The 23554-nt window shown below is 61.2% G+C and carries 20 protein-coding genes; 8 read left to right on the top strand and 12 right to left on the bottom strand.

What is annotated here, in order from left to right; translation table 11 throughout:
* From AB4N84_RS05495 to cra, 7 genes are all read right to left on the bottom strand, one after another.
* Complete coding sequence (locus AB4N84_RS05495) at nucleotides 1-771, bottom strand: alpha/beta hydrolase family protein (RefSeq protein WP_074756027.1); 771 nt, start codon at nucleotides 769-771, stop codon at nucleotides 1-3.
* Nucleotides 755-1876 (bottom strand): DUF3182 family protein, encoded by a 1122-nt coding sequence (locus tag AB4N84_RS05490; RefSeq protein ID WP_460045514.1) that lies wholly within the window; start codon nucleotides 1874-1876, stop codon nucleotides 755-757. The genes AB4N84_RS05495 and AB4N84_RS05490 overlap by 17 nt, the downstream gene beginning before the upstream one ends.
* A gap of 127 nt (nucleotides 1877-2003) precedes the next feature.
* The gene (locus AB4N84_RS05485) at nucleotides 2004-2435 is read right to left on the bottom strand and encodes a low affinity iron permease family protein (RefSeq protein WP_460045513.1); all 432 of its coding nucleotides are present in this window, start codon (nucleotides 2433-2435) and stop codon (nucleotides 2004-2006) included.
* Nucleotides 2436-2551: 116 nt separating this feature from the next.
* Nucleotides 2552-3193: a GAD-like domain-containing protein gene (locus tag AB4N84_RS05480; RefSeq protein WP_460045511.1), complete on the bottom strand. Its 642-nt coding sequence runs from the start codon at nucleotides 3191-3193 to the stop codon at nucleotides 2552-2554.
* A gap of 8 nt (nucleotides 3194-3201) precedes the next feature.
* Nucleotides 3202-4560 (bottom strand): DUF6861 domain-containing protein, encoded by a 1359-nt coding sequence (locus AB4N84_RS05475; protein ID WP_460045510.1) that lies wholly within the window; start codon nucleotides 4558-4560, stop codon nucleotides 3202-3204.
* Nucleotides 4561-4738: 178 nt separating this feature from the next.
* On the bottom strand, nucleotides 4739-5524 hold the full coding sequence (locus tag AB4N84_RS05470; protein ID WP_460046941.1) for a TatD family hydrolase: 786 nt from the start codon (nucleotides 5522-5524) through the stop codon (nucleotides 4739-4741).
* Nucleotides 5521-6516 carry a catabolite repressor/activator gene (gene cra, locus AB4N84_RS05465; RefSeq protein ID WP_074756017.1) on the bottom strand — a complete coding sequence of 332 codons (996 nt, stop codon included), beginning with the start codon at nucleotides 6514-6516 and terminating at the stop codon, nucleotides 5521-5523. Before cra ends, AB4N84_RS05470 begins: the two co-directional genes overlap by 4 nt.
* Nucleotides 6517-6856: 340 nt before the next feature.
* On the opposite strand from cra, the gene ptsP reads away from it, so the two are divergent.
* The 5 genes from ptsP (at nucleotide 6857) to AB4N84_RS05440 (ending at nucleotide 15394) form a co-directional block, all read left to right on the top strand.
* Complete coding sequence (ptsP, locus tag AB4N84_RS05460) at nucleotides 6857-9718, top strand: phosphoenolpyruvate--protein phosphotransferase (RefSeq protein WP_460045508.1); 2862 nt, start codon at nucleotides 6857-6859, stop codon at nucleotides 9716-9718.
* Nucleotides 9718-10656, top strand: a complete 939-nt coding sequence (pfkB, locus tag AB4N84_RS05455; protein ID WP_460045507.1) for a 1-phosphofructokinase — start codon at nucleotides 9718-9720, stop codon at nucleotides 10654-10656. The genes ptsP and pfkB overlap by 1 nt, the downstream gene beginning before the upstream one ends.
* A 31-nt stretch (nucleotides 10657-10687) precedes the next feature.
* A complete protein-coding gene (locus AB4N84_RS05450; protein ID WP_460045506.1) occupies nucleotides 10688-12427 on the top strand; it encodes a PTS fructose-like transporter subunit IIB in 1740 nt (579 codons plus the stop codon).
* Between the two features lie 222 nt (nucleotides 12428-12649).
* Nucleotides 12650-14212 carry an alkaline phosphatase D family protein gene (locus tag AB4N84_RS05445; protein WP_460045505.1) on the top strand — a complete coding sequence of 521 codons (1563 nt, stop codon included), beginning with the start codon at nucleotides 12650-12652 and terminating at the stop codon, nucleotides 14210-14212.
* Between the two features lie 240 nt (nucleotides 14213-14452).
* On the top strand, nucleotides 14453-15394 hold the full coding sequence (locus tag AB4N84_RS05440; protein ID WP_460045504.1) for an AEC family transporter: 942 nt from the start codon (nucleotides 14453-14455) through the stop codon (nucleotides 15392-15394).
* Between the two features lie 22 nt (nucleotides 15395-15416).
* Here the strand turns inward: AB4N84_RS05440 and AB4N84_RS05435 are convergent, their stop codons facing one another.
* The 5 genes from AB4N84_RS05435 to gatC form a co-directional block, all read right to left on the bottom strand.
* A complete protein-coding gene (locus AB4N84_RS05435; RefSeq protein ID WP_074756157.1) occupies nucleotides 15417-16469 on the bottom strand; it encodes a calcium/sodium antiporter in 1053 nt (350 codons plus the stop codon).
* 55 nt (nucleotides 16470-16524) lie between these two features.
* Nucleotides 16525-16899, bottom strand: coding sequence for a septal ring lytic transglycosylase RlpA family protein (locus AB4N84_RS05430; RefSeq protein ID WP_074756005.1), 375 nt, complete (start codon nucleotides 16897-16899; stop codon nucleotides 16525-16527).
* Between the two features lie 191 nt (nucleotides 16900-17090).
* Nucleotides 17091-18536: an Asp-tRNA(Asn)/Glu-tRNA(Gln) amidotransferase subunit GatB gene (gatB, locus tag AB4N84_RS05425; RefSeq protein WP_460045503.1), complete on the bottom strand. Its 1446-nt coding sequence runs from the start codon at nucleotides 18534-18536 to the stop codon at nucleotides 17091-17093.
* An 11-nt stretch (nucleotides 18537-18547) separates the two neighbouring features.
* Nucleotides 18548-19999 carry an Asp-tRNA(Asn)/Glu-tRNA(Gln) amidotransferase subunit GatA gene (gatA, locus tag AB4N84_RS05420; protein ID WP_460045502.1) on the bottom strand — a complete coding sequence of 484 codons (1452 nt, stop codon included), beginning with the start codon at nucleotides 19997-19999 and terminating at the stop codon, nucleotides 18548-18550.
* Between the two features lie 15 nt (nucleotides 20000-20014).
* On the bottom strand, nucleotides 20015-20302 hold the full coding sequence (gene gatC / locus AB4N84_RS05415) for an Asp-tRNA(Asn)/Glu-tRNA(Gln) amidotransferase subunit GatC (protein ID WP_074755999.1): 288 nt from the start codon (nucleotides 20300-20302) through the stop codon (nucleotides 20015-20017).
* A 207-nt stretch (nucleotides 20303-20509) separates the two neighbouring features.
* Here gatC and mreB point away from each other — a divergent pair, with 207 nt between their 5' ends.
* The 3 genes from mreB to mreD all read left to right on the top strand — a co-directional run bounded on the left by mreB (nucleotide 20510) and on the right by mreD (nucleotide 23413).
* Nucleotides 20510-21547 (top strand): rod shape-determining protein MreB, encoded by a 1038-nt coding sequence (gene mreB, locus AB4N84_RS05410; RefSeq protein ID WP_020292894.1) that lies wholly within the window; start codon nucleotides 20510-20512, stop codon nucleotides 21545-21547.
* Between the two features lie 256 nt (nucleotides 21548-21803).
* A complete protein-coding gene (mreC, locus tag AB4N84_RS05405; protein WP_460046939.1) occupies nucleotides 21804-22922 on the top strand; it encodes a rod shape-determining protein MreC in 1119 nt (372 codons plus the stop codon).
* Entirely contained in the window at nucleotides 22922-23413 is a 492-nt protein-coding gene (gene mreD / locus AB4N84_RS05400) for a rod shape-determining protein MreD (protein ID WP_074755995.1), read from the top strand. The genes mreC and mreD overlap by 1 nt, the downstream gene beginning before the upstream one ends.
* Nucleotides 23414-23554: the final 141 nt, after the last annotated feature.

The following is a 23554-nucleotide window of genomic DNA, read 5'->3' as shown; positions in this document are numbered from 1 at the left end:
TTAAGAATACGCCGCTGAATGATGCGGGTAATCCACAAGGCGCGAGCCGATGACCATTTCGCTGATCCAGTCGGTCAGCAGCGTCGTGTACGCATGCTGGCTGGTGTCGGTGGTCAAGCCGTGATCGGCCCCGTCCAGCAGGCGATAGGTCAGCGAATGCGCCAGGTCGAAGGCGGTGCGATAGCTCATTAACGTGGCATGAGGCACGTAGTCGTCCTGCTCGGATTCCACCAGCAGCACGTCGCCCTTGAAGTCTTTGCAAGCGGCCAGCGCGCGGTTGTCCGAGGCTGTCACTGCGGAGCGCCGGTAATGCGCCAGCTTGTCGCGGTCCAGCGCCTGTTTCGGCATGTCCCAGTCAGCGTCCCAGTACAGGGCCGGAACCCGCAGCGCGAGCCAGCGCACCGGGCGCATGCCGCTGAGAATGGTCGCCAGGTAACCGCCGTAACTGCTGCCGATCACCGCGATGGCGTTGTTATCCACGGCCGGATGGCTGGCGAGCCGGTCGTACGCCGCCAGCAGGTCCTCCATGCTGTGTTCGCGTGACACCGACGCGCGCATTTCATGGGTGCGCTCGTGGCCCCGAAGGTCGAACGTCAGGCACACGCAGCCCAGACCGGTGATGTTCTTCGCTCGCGCCAGATCGCGCTGCTGGCTGCCGCCCCAACCGTGAACGAAGAGGATGCCGGGCATTTTCGCGCCCGGTGTGAGGATGGTGCCGGAGATGTAATCGTCGCTTACGGTGATGTCGATGGTTTCACTGCGTACGGTCATAAGGCTGGACCTGTGTGAATTTACTGATAAGGCCGACCTCGGGGTCGTCGCCTTCGTAGAGAACATGGGCATCGGCGGGCAAGGTGGTGGGCCCGTAGATTTCGTGGCTGGAGGCGCAGATCCGTTGCAATTGAGGATCGGCAGCGAACGCCACCAGCGCCTCGACTTCGGCAGGGCTGGCACCGCCGATGCGCCATGACTGCTCGAGCACGCCAGAGCACACCTGCCCACGGGCATTGGTGCCGTGGGCGATGTCGTAATTGCGGCGCGACGCGAGGAAGTCAGGGAAGCACGCCAGCGCGGCCTTCTCGTAACGCATGGCCTGGGTGACGGACCGACGCACGTCGCCTTCAAGATCGAGGGTGAGCAGCTCGTCGTAGTCGCCGCGCACCAGCCACAGTTGTGAGCCGCCGTAGACCGTCTCGCCGTTGTTGTCCTGGGTCAGGCTCTGGGTGCCGTGGTAGCTCACCATGATGCCCGCGACCTGGACCTGCCCGACGCTGTAGGTGATGACGTCGCTCAAGTCCTCCTCCAGTACCAGCCCCCATTCTTCGACCTCGGCCATGTCCTGTTCGGCGATGGCCTTGTCCAGCTCCGCGTCCGTGGTGACGACCACTTGACCGCGACCTGCCGTCGCCAGCACGGGTTTGATGCGCACGGGCCCGTTTTCGAGCAACTGCCGTCCCGCACGCCTGGCATCGGCTTCGTTGAAGACGCTGAAGCCTGAGAGCACGGCGTCAGCGGCGTCCTCGAAGAAACGGTCCGACCAACCCGTAGGTTTGGCCGTCGCATCGTCGAGCAGCGGGTGAGAGATCGCTTTGGTGGCCATGAACGGGTAATCGATCAGGCCGCCAAAGAAGTCGTCGACGCTGTGAATGCCCAGTGCGTCGCCTGCTTTTTTGCCAATCAGCGTGTCGGACGGGATGTAGTAGAGCGCAGGATCTTTGTGCTGCGCCGGGTCGTAAGCCCCGACGAATGTGGCGCCGAGCAGTTTGGCGATGCGTTCGCCGAGCGCTTGCTGGACAACGGTTTCATGAGTGGCCAGTTTTTTGTGAGTCGCCAGTAGAACGACTTGAGACTTTGCAGCGCTGCGTGATCCGCTCATGGGCGAACTCCCTGTCGAGACCGAGGTATTTCGCAATACACCTGTTGGGTCTGACACATCTTTCGCGAATGAATTCGCTCCCACAGTTCAGAAGCGGCGCCGCTCGGCTGTCGGTGGCGCCTGCACTCTACTGTGGGAGCGAAAGCTGGCCTGCCGTTTCCCTCGCGTCATCCGCGTCACATTTCGGGAACGGCTGGGTGTGATCCGTCTCTTCCTGATCGCCCATCGCTTTATATTTCTTGCGCAGTTGTCGCAGTTCCTTCTGGTCCAGATTGTCCAGGCTCAACACCGCGTTCTGCGCATCCTTGGTGACGCGCAGCAATTCATCGATCTTGATGTGAAGCTCGTCGGTGTCGCGGTTCTGGGTGTTCTGGATCAGGAACACCATCAGAAAGGTAATGATGGTGGTCGAGGTATTGATGATCAGCTGCCAGGTGTCGTTGTAATGGAACAACGGCCCGGTCGCGGCCCACATGCAAATCATCAGCACGGCAACGAGAAAGGTCCGGGGGCTGCCGGTCCATTTCGACAACGCCTGTGCGAACTTGGAGAATTTCATTGCCGGTGTCCTTAGCGAATCGAGGGGATAACCAAGGGACCGCGGCGGGGCGTTGAAATTTCTTCTTACAAAATGAAATCAGGCGGGCGGAGTGTCAGGTCCAGCCGAACAGTTCATTACTCAGTCAGTTTCATGATCGTGTCGTAGTCGGGAAAGCCCCAGTCGGTGAGGGGGGTTAACTGGGATAGAAAGGCGAGGTGCTCGATGATTTTCACTTTCTGCAAATGCTTCAATTCAACGGGGCCTCCGAGCGCGATGGCGGGGACGAAGCCATACATTTCGTCGTATCTGAGGCGACCGAGTTTTTTTACCGCTTCTTCGAAGAGGTTGTCGAAGTCGTTGGATTCACGCCTTGTAAAGGCGAAGAAAGCCTTGATTTCCTCATCAAAGTCTTTTGCCAACACAGTTTTTTTATCTTCATGATATCGAGCGTAAACAAGAGCGATTTTCAGTACGGTACCCGTAGTTTGTTGCCATAGGTACAAGTCGCCGAACGCTCCCCTTGCGATGACATGGTATTGATCTGCGGAAGATATCCCAGATTGCTTCAGCCATTCATGAACAACGTCCTCATAGTCAGCAGGGTTAACGGTCCAGAAAACACCTTCGCCGTAGCCGCTCCAGCCATATTTCGCCCACTGCTCCAAGAGCTGTCCTGGCAGCTTGTTTTTATACTGAACCATGACTGATGAAGGAATCTTATGCGGTTCGATAGCGGGTCCCATTTTGCTTAAAAAATATTCAAAATATTCGTCCATTCGAACCTCTATTTGCAGCGTGTCAATTTGGTGTTGATTTTGGTGTCTGCTCTTTGGCTTACGTTGATTTTTTTCGCCGCCTCGTCAAGTCCGTCGATCCGTCTGCGCCATTGAGCTCCAATACTTGAGTTGACATTCCGATCTCCAAAATCCGAGATTTTGTCTTTTCCTCCAGCAACTAAATCTGGGTTGTGCAGCGCCGCGAGCATGCTCATCTTTTTTTGGGTGATCTTTATTGCAGCTTGCTCAGCCTCCCATAGGGGCATCCCTTTACTACTCAGTTCGGCACTCGTTGTCTTGATCAAAAAATCAGAAAGATCCAGTCGCGCTTTTGTAGCAACCTTTGGATCCCTTATCACATCCCCCGTCTTGAATGCCGCCCGCCCCCTCAAATACTCATCTACCGTCAAATCATTCAAACCACCTTGTTGCCCGTCCAACTGCCGATCAAACTCCGGAATCTTCTTCGTTGGTAGGTTACCAGCGTTGAAACACGGCACGTTGTGCTCCGGCATTCCCAAAGGCTTTTTAACGCGCGGCTGTTCTTGTCGCTGCCGTTCCGAGGGAGGCTTCTGAGCATCCGCTGAGTCGATCCGACCATTGCCCACCGGACCACGATGTTGCAAGTCCGAACGTCGTTTCAACGCGTCTTCGTGTTTGAGCATCCACTGAGCAAGCTTCGAGCCCTTGGCGGTCTGTTGCATCTCGCTTGCGAGCGCTTGAGCCTGGCCACGTCCTCGGGTCAGGTAGGCGCCGATGGCGCTGAGCAGCAGCGCAACCATGGCGACGTGGCCGAGGGCGATTTCGCGGGCCGCACGTGCTACGACCATTGGATCGCCGCAGCAATATCGGTCGAGGGATTGCGGAGAATCCCAGGCGATGTTGATGCCGCGCCAGTAATAACCGGCTATCTCTGGCAATCCGTTGACAAAGAACTCGGCCACCGCCGTGAGTCCCAGTGCAGCGAGGATCGAGCCGCTGGCCTTGAGCCCGATGGCGGAACCAGCGACGGCACCGGGCAGCGCGCCGATACCACCCGCGAGCGCCCCGACCCCGCCACCAATCAAGGCACCGGTAAGGAGACTAGCTACCATGATCATCGCGGCTTGGCTGACGACATCGAGCAGTTCGCTCATGACATCGTCGATGTCGAGATCGGCAAAGCGTTGTCGCATCATCTGCGCGGCAATCGACAGGGCTTGATGGAACGCCATGCGCACCTTATGGGCGCGGTTGACCGGGGAGTGTGCCGCCGGCCCGGACAAATGGGTGTGGTCGTTTGGATGTCGATGAGTTCGGCGCGCGAACGTGTCGGCGATCAGTTTCTCAAGCTCGAACCACGAAGGTACGATGTTGCGGAAGAACACGCCTGCCTCTCTGGCAACGCCTTGGTGGGAAAAGACGCTATTCAAGGCGTGGATGAGAGGGCGTGACAGCGGCGTGGAGATGCCTAAAACGTACTCACTGTCTGCTGTGGGAGTAAGGTTTTTCTTACGGAGAGGGTGGAACGGCCAACTAACGGGCGTGGACGTTCAAACCGTAGTATTACTGCCAGCCAAACACCTCTTTGGCATTCAAGGTGCTGACCTCGGCCAGCCGCTGGGCACAGACACTCATCAACGTCGCCAGCGCCATGCAAATGTCCGGCAAATGCTCGGGGCTGTTACGCACCTGTGGATGCATCGCGGGCGCCATGTCGGGTGAGTCGGTTTCCAGCACCACGCTGTCGAGCGGCAACTCGGCGATGACCCGGTGCATGCGCAGCGCTTGTGGCCAGGTCGCAGCACCGCCCAAGCCCAGTTTGAAACCCAGCTTGATGTACTCCTTCGCCTCTTCACGGCTTCCGGCAAACGCATGAACGATGCCGCCGCGTTTGAGTTTGAAGCGCTTTAGGGTGGCAATCGTGTCGGCGTGGCTGCGACGCACGTGAAGCAGGGCGGGAAGGTTGAAGTCGGCGGCCATCTGCAACTGACTGTCGAACATGGTTTGCTGGCGTTCGCGGTCCAGGGACTCGACGTAGTAATCCAGTCCGATTTCTCCCACCGCGGCGAGCTTTGGATGGCCGGCCACGGCGGCCAGCCGGTCGCGCAGGTCCTGCAGATGTTCCGGGAGATGCTCGTCGAGGTAGATCGGGTGCAGCCCCAGCGCGGCGTAGACCTGAGGTTCACTCAACGCCAGATCCCACACGCGTTGCAGATTGCGCTGATAGACACCCAATACGACCACGCGCTCGACGCCCAATTGCAGGCAGTGAGTGAGCACTGCCTGGCGATCGGCATCGAAATCGTCGAAATCCAGGTGCGTGTGGGTGTCGATCAGCCTCACGTTCAGGCCTCGTGAATCCGCTGTTTGAAGGTCCGCACGATGGCGTGGACGCCCGGCTCGTACTGGTCCTGCTCAATGGCAGACAGCGCCAGCGACAAGGCTTTCTCGGCGATCAACTGGTGTTGCTGAGCCATGGCGTTGACCGGCAAGGGCAGGAAGTCCAGCAGTTGAGTGTCGCCGAACGTACCCAGATGGAGTTGATCGGGGTTTAGGCGGCGTTGATGCAGCAGGTCGAACACGCCCTGAAGCAGCACATAGGACGTGGTGATCAGCGCATCCGGAAAATATCCGAGGCGATCCAGCATTTCACCGGCGATCTGCAGGCCACAGTCGCGACTGAAGGATTCGCCGTGTTCAACGATCACCGAGCCCTTGAAGCCATCCAGCGCATCTTCGAAACCGCTGGCGCGGGCTTTACTGACGCTAAGTTCAGGGCGGGCGCCAATCAGTGCGATGTGTTTTGGCCGGGTTTCCAGCAGGCTGCGGGTCAATTGCTGGCTGGCGTCGTGGTCGTCGCTGACCACCGAGCAGAAATGCGCCGGGTCCATCTCGCGGTCGATGGCGATCACGGGAATCCCTTGCTGTTGCAGCGCGCGATAACTGTCATCGCTGGCGGGCAGGCAACTGGCGACAAACAGCGCGTCGCAACGTCGGGCGCGGAATAATTGCAACAATTGCAATTCGCTGATGGGATCGTCGTCGGAACTGGCGATCAGCAACTGGTAGCCTCGTGCCCGGGCACCTTGTTCCAGTTGCTTGGCAATTCTGGCGTAGCTGGGGTTTTCCAGATCGGGAAGGATGAAACCCAACGTGCGGGTGTGACGGCTGCGTAAGCCGGCGGCCTGTGGATTGGGCCGGAAATCATGGGCTTCGACCACGGCACGGACGCGCTCCACCGTTGCATTGCTGATGCGCTGCTGTTCGGCCTTGCCGTTGATCACGTAGCTGGCGGTGGTCACTGAAACACCGGCCAGACGCGCAATATCACTGAGTTTCAAGCCGAACTTCCTTTTGTTATGGGCAGGTCATTGAGGTGGATCGATGCGCGGAGGATTTTCACCGATTCGCGGTCATCATTACAGCAGACCATTGGCATGAATGAAGCTCCGAGGTTTTTTAGGACCCTTCCTACAGCAATCGACCAGATGAGCTTCAATCCGCAGAGATTATCGAGTAACGTGCCCGCCCATCTAGATTAAACGATTCAGCAAGCCTGTTTATTGCTGTAATCGAGCAAAAACGCTGGTCGAAGTCTGGCGTTCGTTGCGGTAATCGACCGTAGATAAGCGGTCTTACAACAAAAATCAGGCGCAACCGTGCGCTGCACAGGAGAAAGGCATGCTCGAGCTGACTGTTGAGCAAATTTCCATGGACCAGGTGGCGGCCGACAAACCCGCCGCATTGCAGTTGCTCGCTGACTTGCTGGTGGCCGATGGCTTGGTAGCGCCGGGTTACCTGCAAGGTTTGCAGGCGCGCGAACAGCAGGGCTCGACCTTCCTGGGGCAGGGCATTGCGATTCCTCACGGCACGCCGCAGACCCGCGATCAGGTGTTCGCCACTGGCGTGCGTCTGATGCAATTCCCGCAGGGTGTGGATTGGGGCGATGGCCAGATGGTCTACCTGGCCATTGGCATCGCCGCCAAGTCCGACGAGCACCTGCGTTTGCTTCAACTGCTGACACGCGCGCTGGGTGAAACCGACCTCGGCGAAGCTTTGCGTCAGGCGAAGAATCCCGAGGCGCTGCTCAAGCTGCTGCAAGGGGCGCCGCAAGCGCTTGCGCTGGACGCGCAGATGATCAGCCTGGGCGCCTCGGTGGATGATTTTGAAGAACTGGTCTGGCGAGGCGCGCGCCTGTTGCGTCGCGCGGACTGTGTGAACAACGGCTTTGCCGCAGTGCTGCAACAGGTCGAGCCGCTGCCGCTGGGCGAGGGCCTCTGGTGGCTGCACAGCGAACAGATGGTCAACAGACCCGGCCTGGCGTTCGTCACCCCGGACAAACCGATGCGTCATCTGGGCCAGCCCCTGACCGGCTTGTTCTGCCTGGCCAGCCTGGGTGAATCCCATCAAGCGTTGCTGGAGCGGCTCTGTGCGCTGTTGATCGAAGGGCGAGGCCATGAATTGGGCCAGGCGACCAGCAGCCGTGCCGTGCTTCAGGCACTGGGCGGTGATGTGCCGCCGGACTGGCCGAGCGAGCGTGTGGCGCTGGCCAATGCTCATGGCTTGCACGCACGGCCGGCCAAGATCCTCGCGCAGTTGGCGAAGGGCTTCGAGGGCGATGTGCGGGTGCGCATTGTCGATTCCACCGAGAACCCGGTGTCGGCCAAAAGCCTGAGCAAACTGCTGAGCCTGGGCGTGCGCCGTGGACAAGTGCTTGAGTTCATCGCAGAACCCGTCGTGGCCGCTGATGCGTTGCCCGCACTGATCGCCGCCGTGCTCGAAGGCCTGGGTGAAGAGATCGAGCCGCTGCCCACCGAAACCGCGCCGACGCCTGTCGCCGCCGTGCTGGAAAAATCCCTCACGGCACCGGCTGCCGGTTCACAGATACAAGCGGTGCCCGCCGCGCCGGGGATCGCCTCCGGCCCTGCCCATGTGCACGTGTTGCCCATGTTCGATTACCCATTGCGTGGCGAGTCTCACACCGCCGAGCACGAACGCCTGCACGCGGCATTGGCGCAAGTGCGGGAAGACATCGAGGGGCTGATCCAGCGCAGTACGGCCAAGGCCATTCGCGAGATTTTCGTCACCCATCAGGAAATGCTTGCCGACCCCGAACTGGTTGACGACGTGGCGTTGCGTTTGAAGCAAGGCGAGAGCGCGGCCGCCGCGTGGATGAACGTGATTGAAGCCGCCGCCTTGCAACAGGAACAGCTCAAGGACGCGCTGCTGGCCGAACGTGCCGCCGACCTTCGCGATGTGGGCCGCCGCGTGTTGGCGCAGATCTGCGGTGTCGACAACCTGATCGAGCCAGAAGAGCCTTACATTCTGGTGATGGACGAAGTCGGTCCGTCCGATGTGGCACGTCTGGACCCGGCCCGCGTCGCTGGCATTCTGACTGCACGCGGCGGGGCGACGGCGCATAGCGCCATCGTTGCCCGAGCGCTGGGCATTCCTGCGCTGGTCGGTGCAGGCGATGGCGTGTTGCTCATCAAGCCGGGCACGCTGCTGCTGATCGATGGCCAGCGCGGCCGTCTCGACGTGGCGCCGGATGACCTGACGCTGCAACGCGCGCTGCTGGACCGCGACACCCGCGAGCAACGACTGAAAGCCGCTGCAGCCTTGCGCATGGAACCGGCCATCACCAAGGATGGCCATCCGGTCGAAGTGTTCGCCAACATTGGTGACAGCGCCGGTACACCCGCGGCGGTGGAGCAGGGCGCCGAGGGCATTGGTCTGTTGCGCACCGAGTTGCTCTTCATGGCGCACAGTGCCGCGCCCGATGAAGCGACGCAAGAAGCCGAATACCGCCGCGTGCTCGACGACCTCCAGGGGCGTCCGCTGGTGGTTCGCACCCTGGACGTCGGTGGTGACAAACCGCTGCCGTACTGGCCGATCGACAAGGAAGAAAACCCTTTTCTCGGCGTGCGCGGCATTCGCCTGACGCTGCAACGCCCCGATGTGATGGAAAGCCAGTTGCGCGCTTTGCTGCGCGCGGCCGACAACCGTCCGCTGCGCATCATGTTCCCGATGGTCGGCACCGTCGAAGAGTGGCGTCAGGCGCGGGACATGACTGAGCGGCTGCGTCTGGAGATTCCGGTGGCCGACCTGCAACTGGGGATCATGATCGAAGTGCCGTCGGCCGCCCTTCTGGCGCCGGTGCTGGCCAAGGAAGTGGACTTCTTCAGCGTCGGCACCAACGACCTGACGCAATACACCCTGGCCATCGACCGTGGCCATCCGACGTTGTCCGCTCAGGCCGACGGTTTGCACCCTGCGGTGCTGCAACTGATCGACATCACCGTGCGTGCGGCCCATGCCCATGGCAAATGGGTCGGGGTGTGCGGCGAGCTGGCGGCGGATCCGCTGGCGGTGCCGGTGCTGGTCGGTCTGGGTGTGGATGAATTGAGTGTCGCGGCACGCAGTGTTGGCGAAGTGAAAGCCTGCGTACGTGAATTGAATGTGATCGGTGCCCGACAGCTCGCGCAGGCCGCGCTGGCTGTGGGGAGTGCCGCTGAAGTGCGTGCCCTCGTGGAGGGGCTGTAATGGCGAAAATTCTGACATTGACCATGAACCCGGCGCTCGACCTGACTGTGCAGTTGGGGCCGTTGCAGGTCGGACAGGTCAACCGCAGCGAGTGCATGCTCACTCATGCGGCGGGTAAAGGCATCAACGTGGCGCAGGTCCTCGACGATCTGGGGCATGAATTGACTGTGGCGGGGTTTCTCGGGGTCGACAATCAGTTGCCGTTCGAGTCGCTGTTCGCCAAGCGAGGTTTTGTCGACGAGTTCGTGCGGGTGCCCGGCGAGACGCGCAGCAACATCAAACTGGCCGAAAGCAGCGGCCGAATCACCGACCTCAACGGCCCGGGGCCTGAGGTCAGTGTGGCGGCGCAGCAAGCGCTGGCCGCACGTGTCGAACAGATCGCTGGTGATTTCGATGCCGTGGTGGTGGCGGGCAGCCTGCCGCGCGGCGTCGATGCCCAGTGGCTGAAAACCTTGCTTCTGCGCCTGAATGCGATGGGCCTGAAAGTGGCGCTGGACACCAGTGGCGAAGCGTTGCGGGCCGGTCTTGAGGCGTCGCCCTGGATGATCAAGCCCAACACTGAGGAACTGGCCGACGCGCTCGACGCGCCGATCATCTCGATCGCGGCCCAAGCCCAGGCGGCAGCGGCGTTGCATCAACGCGGTATCGAGCACGTGGTGATTTCTCAAGGCGCGGAGGGCGTGCATTGGTTCAGTTCCACGGTTGCCTTGCAGGCGTTGCCGCCGACTGTCACGGTCGCGAGCACCGTGGGTGCAGGCGATTCGTTGCTGGCGGGCATGGTTCACGGTGTGCTCAGTGGCCACTCGCCCGAAGAAACGTTGCGCACGGCAACGGCGATTGCGGCGATGGCAGTCACCCAGATCGGTTTCGGTATTAACGACACCGCGCAACTCAAACGGCTGGCAAGCGGCGTCAGCGTACGCGCACTGACTGCATAACGCCGAATCGAACAAGAAGAGAGGAAACGGGATGAAGTTAGCCATTGTTACGGCCTGTCCGAACGGAAAAATCAGCAGTGTGCTCAGTGCCCGTCTGCTCGACGCGGCTGCGCAGCGTCAGGGCTGGAGCACGTGCGTTGAAGTGCACGACCCGCGTCATCCGGAAAAACAATTGTCGGCCGCTGACATCGAAGCGGCAGACTGGGTGCTGGTGGTCAACACCGGTCCGCTGGATTTGCAGCGTTTCTCGGGCAAGCGTTTGTATCAAGCGACGCCTTCCCGTGCGTTGCAGGATGTTGACGGCTTTGTACGTTCGGCCAGTGACCTGGCGTCGATCTACACCGCCAGCGTAAACGCTGAACCTGCGGCGCCTGCTGTCAATGCGGTGCCGCGTCTGGTGGCCGTGACCGCCTGCCCTACGGGTGTGGCGCACACGTTCATGGCCGCCGAGGCGATACAACAGGCAGCGAAAAAACTGGGCTATGACCTGCAGGTGGAAACCCAGGGTTCGGTCGGCGCGCGTAACCCGCTCAGCGCTCAGGCGATTGCCGACGCGGACGTGGTGTTGCTGGCTGCTGACATAGAGGTGGCGACCGAGCGTTTCGTGGGCAAACGTATCTATCGCTGCGGCACCGGCATTGCGCTGAAGCAGTCCGAGGCGACGTTGAAAAAAGCGCTGGCCGAGGCTGAGGTCGAGTCGGCCGCCACGACGTCGAAGGCGCCAGGCAAGAAGGATAAAACCGGCGTCTACAAGCACCTGCTGACCGGTGTGTCGTTCATGCTGCCGATGGTGGTGGCCGGTGGTTTGCTGATCGCGCTGTCGTTCGTGTTCGGCATCACTGCCTTCAAGGAACAAGGCACGCTGGCCGCTGCGCTGATGCAGATCGGCGGAGATGCCGCATTTAAGCTGATGGTGCCGCTGCTGGCGGGTTACATCGCTTACTCCATCGCGGATCGGCCGGGCCTTGCGCCGGGCATGATCGGCGGCCTGCTGGCCAGCACCCTGGGTGCGGGGTTCATTGGCGGCATTATCGCGGGCTTTCTGGCGGGCTACAGTGCGGCGGCGATCAACCGTTATGCTAGGCTGCCGGCCAGTGTCGAGGCGCTCAAGCCGATCCTGATCATTCCGCTGCTGGCGAGCCTGTTCACCGGTCTGGTGATGATCTACGTGGTCGGAAAACCCGTCGCAGGCATGCTCGAAGGCCTGACCCACTTCCTTGACAGCATGGGCACCACCAACGCGATTCTGCTGGGTGTGTTGCTGGGCGCCATGATGTGCGTCGACCTGGGCGGCCCGATCAACAAGGCGTCGTACGCGTTCTCGGTCGGTTTGTTGGCGTCGCAGAGTTATGCGCCGATGGCCGCCGCGATGGCTGCCGGCATGGTACCGCCAATCGGCATGGGCATCGCCAGCGTCATCGCCCGCAGCAAGTTCGCCCAGAGCGAGCGTGAAGCAGGGAAGGCCGCGTTTGTATTGGGTCTGTGCTTCATCTCCGAAGGCGCGATCCCATTTGCCGCGAAGGACCCGCTGCGGGTGATTCCGGCGAGCATCGTCGGCGGCGCCCTGACCGGCGCGCTGTCGATGTTCTTCGGCTGCAAACTCATGGCGCCGCACGGCGGCTTGTTCGTATTGCTGATCCCGAACGCGATCAACCATGCCTTGCTGTACCTGCTGGCGATCATCGTGGGGAGCGTGGTGACGGGCGTGTTGTACGCGGTGTTGAAGCGGCCGGAAGCGGTGGAGCTGGACGCGGTGCCTGCGGGCGCTTGATGGTCGTTCAAATCTTCCCCTCCTGAGCGCTATCCGCTGTGGGAGCGGATTCATTCGCGATGGAGCCGTACATACGCCACGTCATCTGTCGGATGTACCACCGCATCGCGAATGAATTCGCACCCACAGGTTCTGCACTGGCCTTAGGCTGCTGGCCTGTCACATTCCCCCAACAAACCATTGTTAGGTTCCTTGCTTTGGCATTCGCTTGAGGGGCAAATAATGACTCAGTTCGACCTGACACGCCGTCGCATCATTCAAGCCGCTGGCGCCGGCTTGCTTTTGCCGGGTCTGGCGCCCGCCGTCATCGCTTCGGTCAAGGACCGTCCGAAAATGACCGACGGCGTGCAGTCAGGCGACCTGCAGGGGGATCGCGCGATGGTCTGGAGCCGCAGTGATCGCCCCTCGCGCATGGTCGTCGAGTGGGACACCCGCAGCATGTTCACCAACCCGCGCCGCACGGTTTCGTTGCTGGCTGACCAGCGTACTGATTTCACCGCCCGCGTCGAACTGACCGGGCTGCCGACCGACCAGGCCATTTTCTATCGCGTGTTCTTCGAAGACGCCCAGACCGGCGTGGCCAGCGAGCCCTGGTTCGGCCATCTGCGCAGCGTGCCTCAGGCCCGCCGCGACATCCGTTTCGTCTGGAGCGGCGACACCGTCGGCCAAGGCTTCGGCATCAACCCGGACATCGGTGGCATGCGCATCTACGAAGCCATGCGCCTGCGTCTGCCGGACTTCTTCATTCACAGCGGCGACACCATTTACGCCGACGGTCCGGTGCCTGCTGAAGTCGTCACCGAGGGCGGGCGCATCTGGCGCAACATCACCACCGAGGAGAAGAGCAAGGTCGCTGAAACCCTCGATGAATACCGCGGCGCCTACCGCTACAACCTGATGGACGAAAACCTGCGTCGGTTCAACGCCGAAGTCCCGCAGATCTGGCAGTGGGACGACCACGAAGTGAGCAATAACTGGTCGCCGAGCAAGCAGCTGGATGACCGCTACAAGGTGAAGGACATCCAGCTGCTGGCCTCGCGCGGGCGTCAGGCGTTTCTGGAGTACGCGCCGATGCGTCTGCAAAGTGCCGACAACGGCGGACGGGTGTATCGCAAGCTCAGTTACGGTCCTCCGATGCTGGACGTGTTCGTGCTCGACATGCGCAGTTACCGCGACGGCAACGACGCCAACCTGGCCGACAAGCCCGGGCCGACCACGGCATTTCTTGGCCGCGAGCAACTGGACTGGCTCAAGCGCGAACTGCAGGCGTCCGGCGCGCAGTGGAAAGTGATCGCAGCCGACATGCCCATCGGTCTGGGTGTGCCGGATGGCGAAATCAGCCCCGGCGTCATGCGCTGGGAAGCGATCGCCAATACCGACAACGGCGCGCCAAAGGGGCGTGAGCTGGAAGTCGCCGAGCTGCTCGGTTTTCTGCGCCAGCAAAAAATTCGCGACACGGTGTGGTTGACTGCCGACGTGCATTACTGCGCTGCGCATCACTACCACCCAGATCAAGCGGTGTTCCAGGATTTCGACCCGTTCTGGGAATTCGTCGCCGGGCCATTGAACGCCGGCAGCTACGGCCCGAACACGCTGGACAAGACCTTCGGCCCCGAGCTGGTGTTTCAGAAAGCCCCGCCTGCGCAGAACACCTCACCGTTTGCCGGTTTCCAGTTTTTTGGCGAGGTGAATATCGACGGGCAAAGCGGCGAGATGACTGTGACCCTGCGTGATCTGGATGGGGTTTCGGTGTTTGAGAAGAAGCTGGCGCCTGCTCAGGTTTGATCAAAAACCGAATGAATGACACCGCGTAATCCTGTGGGAGCGAATTCATTCGCGATTGGCCCGTGCATGTGCCACATCTGTGTTGCGTGTACCACCGCATCGCGAATGAATTCGCTCCCACAGAGAAGCGGGTCGCCTTCAATGACTGCGGTTGTACGATCACTGCGCAATTCCCGGTAACACTCTCCGGCCCGCTGGCCTATCATTAGGCACCTAACGACGGCTCAGGGTTTGGCGTGCATGCTGGCAATCTTTCTGGAAACCCTGAACATCACGGCGCCGGTGTTCGCCATGCTGTTTCTGGGCGTGGTGCTTAAACGCGTTGGCTGGATCAACGACAGCTTCATTCACACCGCGTCCGCGCTGGTGTTCAACTGCACAATGCCGGCGCTGCTGTTCCTCGGCATCATCCACGCGGACCTGCACGCGGCCCTGCAACCGAGCGTGCTGATCTACTTCATCGTCGCGACCCTGGCGGGCTTTGCCCTCGTCTGGGGCTGGGCGATTTATCGCGTGCCGTTCGTGGAGCGCGGGATTTACGTTCAGGGCGCGTTCCGCGGCAACAACGGCGTGATCGGGCTTGCGCTTGCCGCGAGCATGTACGGCGACTACGGCATTTCCTTGGGCGCGATTCTCGCGGCGCTGGTGATCCTGTTCTACAACACGCTTTCCACGGTGGTGCTGGCGGTCTACAGCCCGGTGATCAAGTCGGACCCGTGGAGCATCTGCAAAAGCGTCTTGGCCAACCCGTTGATTATCAGCATCGTCGCGGCGACGCCGTTCGCGTACTTCGGCATCGGCTTGCCGAAATGGCTCGACACCTCCGGCAGCTACCTGGCACAAATGACATTGCCGCTGGCCCTGATGTGCATCGGCGGCACGCTGTCGTTGAAATCGCTGCGCGAAAGCGGTGGGCTGGCGGTCAGCGCGAGCTTGATGAAGATGGTCTGGCTGCCGCTGATCTGCACGATTGGCGCTTGGCTGCTGGGCTTCCGGCACGCGGAGCTGGGAATTCTGTTCCTGTACTTCGGCGCCCCGACCGCCTCGGCGAGCTTCGTCATGGCGCGCGCGGCGCAAGGCAATCACGAACTGGCGGCCTCGATCATCGTGATAACCACCCTCGCCGCAGCGGTAACCACCAATATCGGGATTTTCATTCTGCAGTGGGGCGGCTGGATTTAGCGCCCCTGCAAGGTCCTGTTCCTCAGTGCTGCCTGCGCCACGCCCTGACGGTGCCGATCAGCACGGCAATGCCCAACACCGGCAGCGCGTAATGAATCATCAAGCGCTCCAGCCGTCCCGCCAGGGGCATGCCCGTGGTGAAGGAGACGATATGCAGGCCGTACACCGCATACAGTCCCAACAGCAGCAATCCTTCCAGCCGGGTGATGCGATAACCCGAATAGAACAGCGGCAGGCATAACACCGCGACACCCAGCATCACCGGCAAGTCGAAATCCAGCGCATTGGGTGAAATCGACAGGGGCCCGGAGGCAATCAGCGACGTGATACCGAGCACGCCCAGCAGGTTAAACAGGTTGCTGCCAATGATGTTACCGACCGCAATGTCCCGCTCCCCGCGCAGCGCGGCGACCAGCGAGGTCATCAAGGCGGGCAGGGAGGTCGCGACTGCGATCACGGTCAGGCCGATCACCCGTTCCGACAAGCCAAGGTCCTGAGCGACCACCACGGCCGCGCCGACCAGCAGATGGCTGCCCAGAATCAGCAGCGCCAGACCACACGCCATCAGCGCCAGCCTGCCCAGGATCGGCCACACCTTGCGCCTTGGTACGGCGTCCGTCGCTTCGAAATGCCGTGCACCGTGGGCGAACTGGCGGATCACGACCGCCAGGTAACCGGCCATTGCAATCAGCAGAATCACGCCGTCCAGACCGCTCAGGACGCCGTTCCACGCCAGCGCGGCGACCAATGCCGTGGCGCCGATCATCAAGGGCAGGTCGACCCTGACCATCTGCCGCGCCACCCGCAGGGGAATGATCAACGCAGACAGGCCGAGCGTGACAAGGATGTTGAAGATGTTGCTGCCGATCACGCTGCCCACGGCAATGTCCGTGCTGTCGGTCAGCGCCGCTTGCAGGCCGACCGCCATTTGCGGCGCGCTGCTGCCCAGCGCGACCACGGTCAGACCGAGGAATAACGGGCGTGTTTTGAGCAGGGCGGCCAGCACCACGGCGGCACGCACCGACAGTTCGGCACCGATGATCATCATCAGCAGCCCGCCGATCAGTTCGATCAGCGTGGGCAACGGAAGGGTAGAGAAGGAAAGAATTCAGGGCACCTTTCGGTCAGGGTCAGTCGTCGAGGGCTTGCACCCGGACTTGGGCGGTTCCGCTGCGCAGCATACCCAATTGTTCGGCGGCTGCACGTGATACGTCGATGAGCCGGCCGCGAGTGTGTGGACCACGGTCGTTGATGCGGACCACGACCTTGCGGTCATTGTCCAGGTTGGTGACTTGTACGCGGGTGCCGAACGGCAGTTGGCGATGCGCAGCCGTCAGAGCGTTCTGGTCGAAGCGCTCACCGCTGGCGGTGCGCTTGCCTTGATGTCGGGCGCCGTAATAAGAAGCGCCACCTGTTGCGTTGTAGCCGTGTGGATCAATGATGCCTTCGCTGGCGCAACCGGCCAGCAGAGAGAACAGGGCGCAAGCGCCGAGAAGTCGCCACATGGGTCACAGTCCTTAGGAAATTTTGCATATGACCTGTAGGAGCGAGGCTTGTCCCGCGATCGGCTGCGAAGCCGTCGTCAAATCGGTAAATGCGGTACATCAGGACCCTATGCATTTGCTGATCTGCTGCCGCTTTGCGCCAGATCGCGGGACAAGCCACGCTCCTACAGTTCAGACCGATGCTGACTGCATCAACCTTCCAGCTTGCGCTTCAACAGTTCGTTGACCTGCCCCGGGTTGGCCTTGCCTTTGGACGCTTTCATGGCCTGCCCGACGAAGAAGCCGAACATCTTGCCGCGTTTGGCTTCATCGGCGGCGCGGTACTGTTCGACCTGCTCGGCGTTGGCCGCCAGCATGTCGTCCAGAATCGACTCGATGGCGCCGCTGTCGATCACCTGTTTCAGACCGCGTTTTTCGATGATCTCATCGGCGCTGCCTTCACCATTGGCCATCGCCTCGAAGACCATTTTGGCGATCTTGCCGGAAATGGTGTTGTCGGTGATGCGTTGCAGCATGCCGCCCAGTTGCTCGGCGCTGACCGGTGACTCGTCGATTTCCACGCCTTGCTTGTTCAGCAACGAACCCAGTTCGACCATGACCCAGTTGGCGGCCAGTTTGGCGTCGCCCGCAATGCCAACCACCTTCTCGAAGTAATCCGCCTGTTCGCGGCTGGAAGCCAGCACGCTGGCGTCGTACAGCGACAGGCCGAACTGCGACTGGAAGCGCTCGCGTTTCTGCGGTGGCAGTTCCGGCAACAGGGCGCGGGTCTTCTCCAGGAACGCGTCCTCGATGATCACCGGCAGCAGGTCAGGATCAGGGAAGTAACGGTAGTCGTTGGCTTCTTCCTTGCTGCGCATGGCGCGGGTTTCATTGGTGTTCGGGTCGTACAGGCGTGTTTGCTGGATGACCTTGCCACCGTCTTCGATCAGGTCGATCTGACGTTGAATCTCGCTGTTGATCGCTTTCTCGATGAAACGGAACGAGTTGACGTTCTTGATCTCGCAGCGGGTGCCGAACTCGACCTGGCCTTTCGGGCGAATCGAGACGTTGCAGTCACAACGCAGCGAGCCTTCGGCCATGTTGCCGTCGCAAATGCCCAGGTAACGGACCAGCGCGTGCATCGCCTTGACGTAGGCGACCGCTTCTTTGGCCGAACGCATGTCCGGTTCGGATACGATTTCCAGCAGTGGCGTGCCGGCGCGGTTCAGGTCGATACCGGTCATGCCGCTGTAGTCTTCGTGCAGGCTCTTGCCGGCGTCTTCCTCAAGGTGGGCGCGGGTGACGCCGATGCGCTTGATGGTGCCGTCTTCAAGGGTAATGTCCAGGTGACCCTTGCCGACAATCGGCAATTCCATCTGGCTGATCTGATAGCCCTTCGGCAGGTCCGGGTAGAAGTAGTTCTTGCGGGCGAACACGTTGTGCTGACCGATTTCGGCATCGATCGCCAGGCCGAACTTGACCGCCATTTGCACGGCTTCCTTGTTCAACACCGGCAGCGTGCCGGGCATGCCCAGGTCAACGAGGCTGGCCTGGGTGTTGGGCTCGGAGCCAAACGTGGTGGCGCTACCGGAGAAAATCTTCGATTGGGTGGTGAGCTGGGTGTGAATCTCCAGCCCGATGACGACTTCCCATTGCATGCGTTTTCTCCTTAGAAGCCTTCAGGCGAGCGAGTGTGCCAGTCGGTTACCAATTGATATTGGTGAGCGACGTTCAGCAAGCGACCTTCCTGGAAGTACGGCGCCAGCAATTGCACGCCCACCGGCAGACCGTCGGCAAAACCGGCCGGCATCGACAGGCCCGGCAGGCCCGCGAGGTTGGCGGTGATGGTGTAGAAGTCTTCCAGGTACTCCGCGATCGGGTCGGCGTTCTTGGCGCCGATCTTCCAGGCCGGGTTCGGCGTGGTAGGGCCCAGGATCACGTCGACTTCGGCGAAGGCGCTCATGAAGTCGTTCTTGATCAGACGGCGAATCTTCTGCGCTTGCAGGTAGTAGGCGTCGTAGTAACCGGCCGACAGCGCGTAGGCGCCGACCATGATCCGGCGCTGCACTTCAGGCCCGAAGCCTTCGCCGCGCGAACGCTTGTACAGGTCGGTCAGGTCTTTCGGGTCTTCGCAGCGATAGCCGAAGCGCACGCCGTCAAAACGCGACAGGTTGGAGGAAGCCTCTGCCGGCGCGATCACGTAATAGGCAGGGATCGCGTGCTGCAGGTTCGGCAGGCTGACTTCCTTGACCACTGCGCCGAGCTTTTTCAGCGTTTCGACGCTGGCCATGACCAGATCGGCGATGCGCGGGTCGAGACCGGCGCTGAAGTATTCCTTCGGCACACCGATGCGCAGACCCTGCAGCGAGGCATTCAGTCCGGCGCTGTAATCCGGCACGGGCTCGTCGATGCTGGTGGAGTCATTGATGTCGAAACCGGCCATGCCTTGCAGCAGCAACGCGCAGTCTTCGGCGGTGCGTGCCATCGGGCCCGCCTGATCGAGGCTCGACGCGTAGGCGATCATGCCCCAGCGCGATACGCGACCGTAGGTCGGTTTCAGGCCGGTCAGGTTGGTCAGCGCCGCCGGTTGGCGGATCGAACCGCCAGTGTCGGTGCCGGTTGCCGCCGGTAACAGACGAGCGGCAACGGCCGCCGCCGAACCCCCCGACGAACCGCCTGGCACGTGAGCCAGGTTCCAAGGGTTTTTCACCGCGCCGTAGTGGCTGGACTCGTTGGCCGACCCCATGGCGAATTCGTCCATGTTGGTCTTGCCCAACGTTACGGTGCCTGCCGCTGCCAGCTTGGCAACAACGGTCGCGTCGTAGGGCGCCTTGAAGTTGTCGAGCATCTTCGAGGCGCAGCTGGTACGGATGCCCTTGGTGCAGAACAGGTCCTTGTGCGCCAGCGGGGCGCCCAGCAGGGCACCGGTCTCGCCAGCGGCACGACGGGCGTCCGCGGCCTGGGCCTGAGTGATGGCCAGGTCTTCGGTGACGGAAATGAAGCTGTTGAGCTGCGGGTCCAGCTGGGCGATACGCGCCAGCAGGGTGCGGGTCAATTCTTCGGAAGAAAACTTTTTATCGGCAAGTCCGCGAGCGATCTCTGCCAGAGTCATTTGATGCATTGCAGGCTCATTCCCTTAGTCGATGACTTTCGGAACCAGATAAAGGCCGTCTTCGACCGCTGGTGCGATGGCTTGATAGGAATCGCGATGATTGGCTTCGCTGACCACGTCTTCACGCAGCCTTTGCGAGGCTTCAAGCGGGTGTGCGAGGGGTTCGATACCGGTGGTGTCGACCGCCTGCATCTGGTCAACCAGCCCGAGAATGCTGTTCAGTGCTTCGGTAGTACGCGGGATATCGGCGTCATTGAGCCCCAGTCGGGCCAGATGAGCGATTTTTTCCACGTCGGAGCGATCAAGCGCCATGGGGTTCTCCAGTGGAATGCGTACGGGATGGACCGTACGTCAGATTGCGGAACACTACGCCCTTTAAACGGTCACAAGGCCGCGATCGTCGAGGGTAGTGCTCGGAAAAACAGCCAATTTAGCATATTGGCTCCTTGCCCAAAATCCCTGTCGTTGTTAGAGTTTGCCGCACTTTTTTACCCACGCGTTCCCTAGGGTCCCTTTCCCATGTTCAAGAAACTGCGTGGCATGTTTTCCAGCGATCTTTCCATCGACCTGGGCACTGCCAACACCCTTATTTACGTGCGTGAGCGCGGTATTGTCCTGAACGAGCCATCGGTTGTGGCCATTCGGACCCACGGAAATCAGAAGAGCGTCGTTGCTGTCGGGATGGAAGCCAAGCGTATGCTGGGCCGTACCCCGGGCAACATCGCTGCCATTCGTCCGATGAAAGACGGCGTCATCGCCGATTTCAGCGTGTGCGAAAAGATGCTCCAGTATTTCATCAACAAAGTGCATGAAAACAGCTTCCTGCAGCCGAGCCCTCGTGTGCTGATCTGCGTACCGTGCAAATCCACTCAGGTTGAGCGTCGCGCCATTCGCGAATCGGCCCTGGGGGCTGGCGCACGTGAAGTGTTCCTGATCGAAGAGCCCATGGCAGCGGCCATCGGTGCCGGTCTGCCGGTCGAAGAAGCTCGCGGGTCGATGGTCGTCGACATCGGTGGTGGCACCACTGAAATCGCCTTGATCTCCCTGAACGGTGTGGTTTACGCCGAATCCGTGCGCGTCGGCGGCGACCGTTTCGACGAAGCGATCATCACCTACGTGCGTCGCAACTACGGCAGCCTCATCGGTGAATCCACCGCTGAGCGCATCAAGCAGGAAATCGGTACGGCCTACCCGGGCGGCGAAGTACGTGAAGTCGACGTGCGTGGCCGTAACCTGGCCGAAGGTGTCCCACGCGCCTTCACTCTGAACTCCAACGAAGTGCTGGAAGCGTTGCAGGAATCCCTGGCAACCATCGTTCAGGCGGTCAAGAGCGCGCTGGAACAGTCTCCGCCAGAGCTGGCATCGGACATCGCCGAGCGCGGTCTGGTGTTGACCGGTGGTGGCGCCTTGCTGCGTGACCTGGACAAACTGCTGGCCCAGGAAACCGGTCTGCCGGTGATCGTTGCCGAAGACCCGCTGACCTGCGTGGCACGCGGCGGTGGCCGTGCGCTGGAAATGATGGACAAGCACACCATGGACCTGCTCTCCAGCGAATAAGTCGCCGGAGCGCTACCCTGATGAGCTCGACAGGCAGCATCTCCCGGTGCTGCCTGTGCGTGTTTGATTTGTTGACGTCCTGCTGTTGTATTGAACGCCTGATGCTGCAAATCTGACGCCCCTGTATTTCCATCAATCCGCACCAGGCCGGTTTCATGTCGCATGAATAAGCACAGCCAAACACAAGCATCCCTGGAAGGAGCGGCCCATTAAACCGCTTTTCTCAAAGGGCCCGTCGCTGGGCGTTCGTCTGTTGGTGCTGGTCGTCCTGTCCGTGGCCGTCATGGTCGTGGACGCGCGCTTCACGCTGCTCAAGCCTGTTCGCAGTCAGATGTCGCTGGTCCTGATGCAGTCTTACTGGATCGCTGACCTGCCTGAGCGCCTGTATCAGGGCGTTGCCAGCCAGTTTGGCAGTCGCACCGAACTCGCCGCCGAAAACGAAAAACTCAAGACCGAAAACCTGCTGCTGCAAGGCCGCCTGCAAAAGCTGGCCGCCCTGACCGAGCAGAACGTTCGACTGCGCGAGTTGCTGAACTCCTCGGCGCTGGTCAACGAGAAGGTCGAAGTCGCCGAGCTGATCGGCATGGACCCCAACCCCTTCACGCACCGCATCATCATCAACAAAGGTGAGCGCGACGGTGTGGTGCTGGGCCAGCCAGTGCTCGATGCACGAGGCCTGATGGGCCAGGTGGTCGAGCTGATGCCGTACACCTCACGTGTCCTGCTGCTGACCGACACCACCCACAGCATTCCGGTCCAGGTGAACCGTAACGGGCTGCGCGCCATCGCCAGCGGCACCGGCAACCCGGAGCGTCTGGAGTTGCGCCACGTCGCCGACACCGCCGACATCAAGGAAGGCGACCTGCTGGTGAGTTCCGGTCTGGGGCAGCGTTTCCCGGCGGGTTATCCCGTGGCAACGGTCAAGGAAGTGATTCACGACTCCGGCCAGCCGTTTGCGATCGTTCGTGCGGTGCCGACGGCCGCCTTGAACCGCAGCCGTTATCTGTTGCTGGTGTTTTCTGACGGTCGTTCGCCTGAAGAGCGCGCCGCCGACGCCGCTCAACAACAGGAGTCGCTGGACCGTCAGGCCGCCGACCCTGCCGCCGTGCCTTCGGCCACCGTGCCGGGCGCTGCGCCAGCGGCGACACCGAACAAACCGGTCGTGCCGGCCACGGTGCCCAAACCTGCAGCGACGGGTCACAGCACATCGCCAACGCCGGCGGCGACAACGCCCGCCGCCGCCCCTGCGTCTGCCGCGACGCCCGCCAAGCCTGCCGCAAGCAAGCCAGCCGCCAAGCCGGCAGTGAAGCCCGCCGCACCTAAACCGGCCGCGCCGGCTGCCACGCCAGCGGCGCCGCGCCAGAGGGAAGAATAATGGCTCGTCACGCTCCCGCACGAAACGGCTGGGTGGTCTGGCTGACCTTTGCAATCGGTCTGCTGCTCAGCGTCTCGCCGCTCCCGCAATTCATGGAAATCTTTCGCCCGCTCTGGCTGGCGTTGCTGTTGGCATTTTGGGCGCTGGCTTTGCCACACAAGATCGGCATGGTCACCGCCTGGATGCTGGGCCTGGCCGAGGATGTGCTGTATGGCACGTTGCTGGGGCAGAACGCGCTGATCCTGACGCTGATCACCTTCCTGGTTCTGTCATTGCAGCAACGCTTGCGTATGTTCCCGATGTGGCAGCAATGCCTGGTGCTTCTGGTGATTTTCGGGCTCGCGCAACTGGTCCAGCTCTGGCTCAGCGCGCTGACCGGCAACCGCCAGCCGACCCTTGCGCTGGTCTTGCCAGCGTTGGTCAGCGCCTTGCTCTGGCCTTGGGTCAGCTACGGACTGCGCGGATTGCGCCTGCGTTTGAAGATCAATTGACTGGCTGACCGCTGATTGACCTGTGGGAGCGAATTCATTCGCGAGATGTCGGTACAGTCGATGGAGAGATATCGCCTGACACGACGTCTCGCGAATGAATTCGCTCCCACAGGATATGGCTCGGGCAATGTCTGCAGATGT

This window comes from Pseudomonas sp. S2_H01, assembly GCF_054668305.1.
Note: the sequence above shows the minus strand (reverse complement) of the source record. Positions and strands in the feature narration are given on the sequence as shown.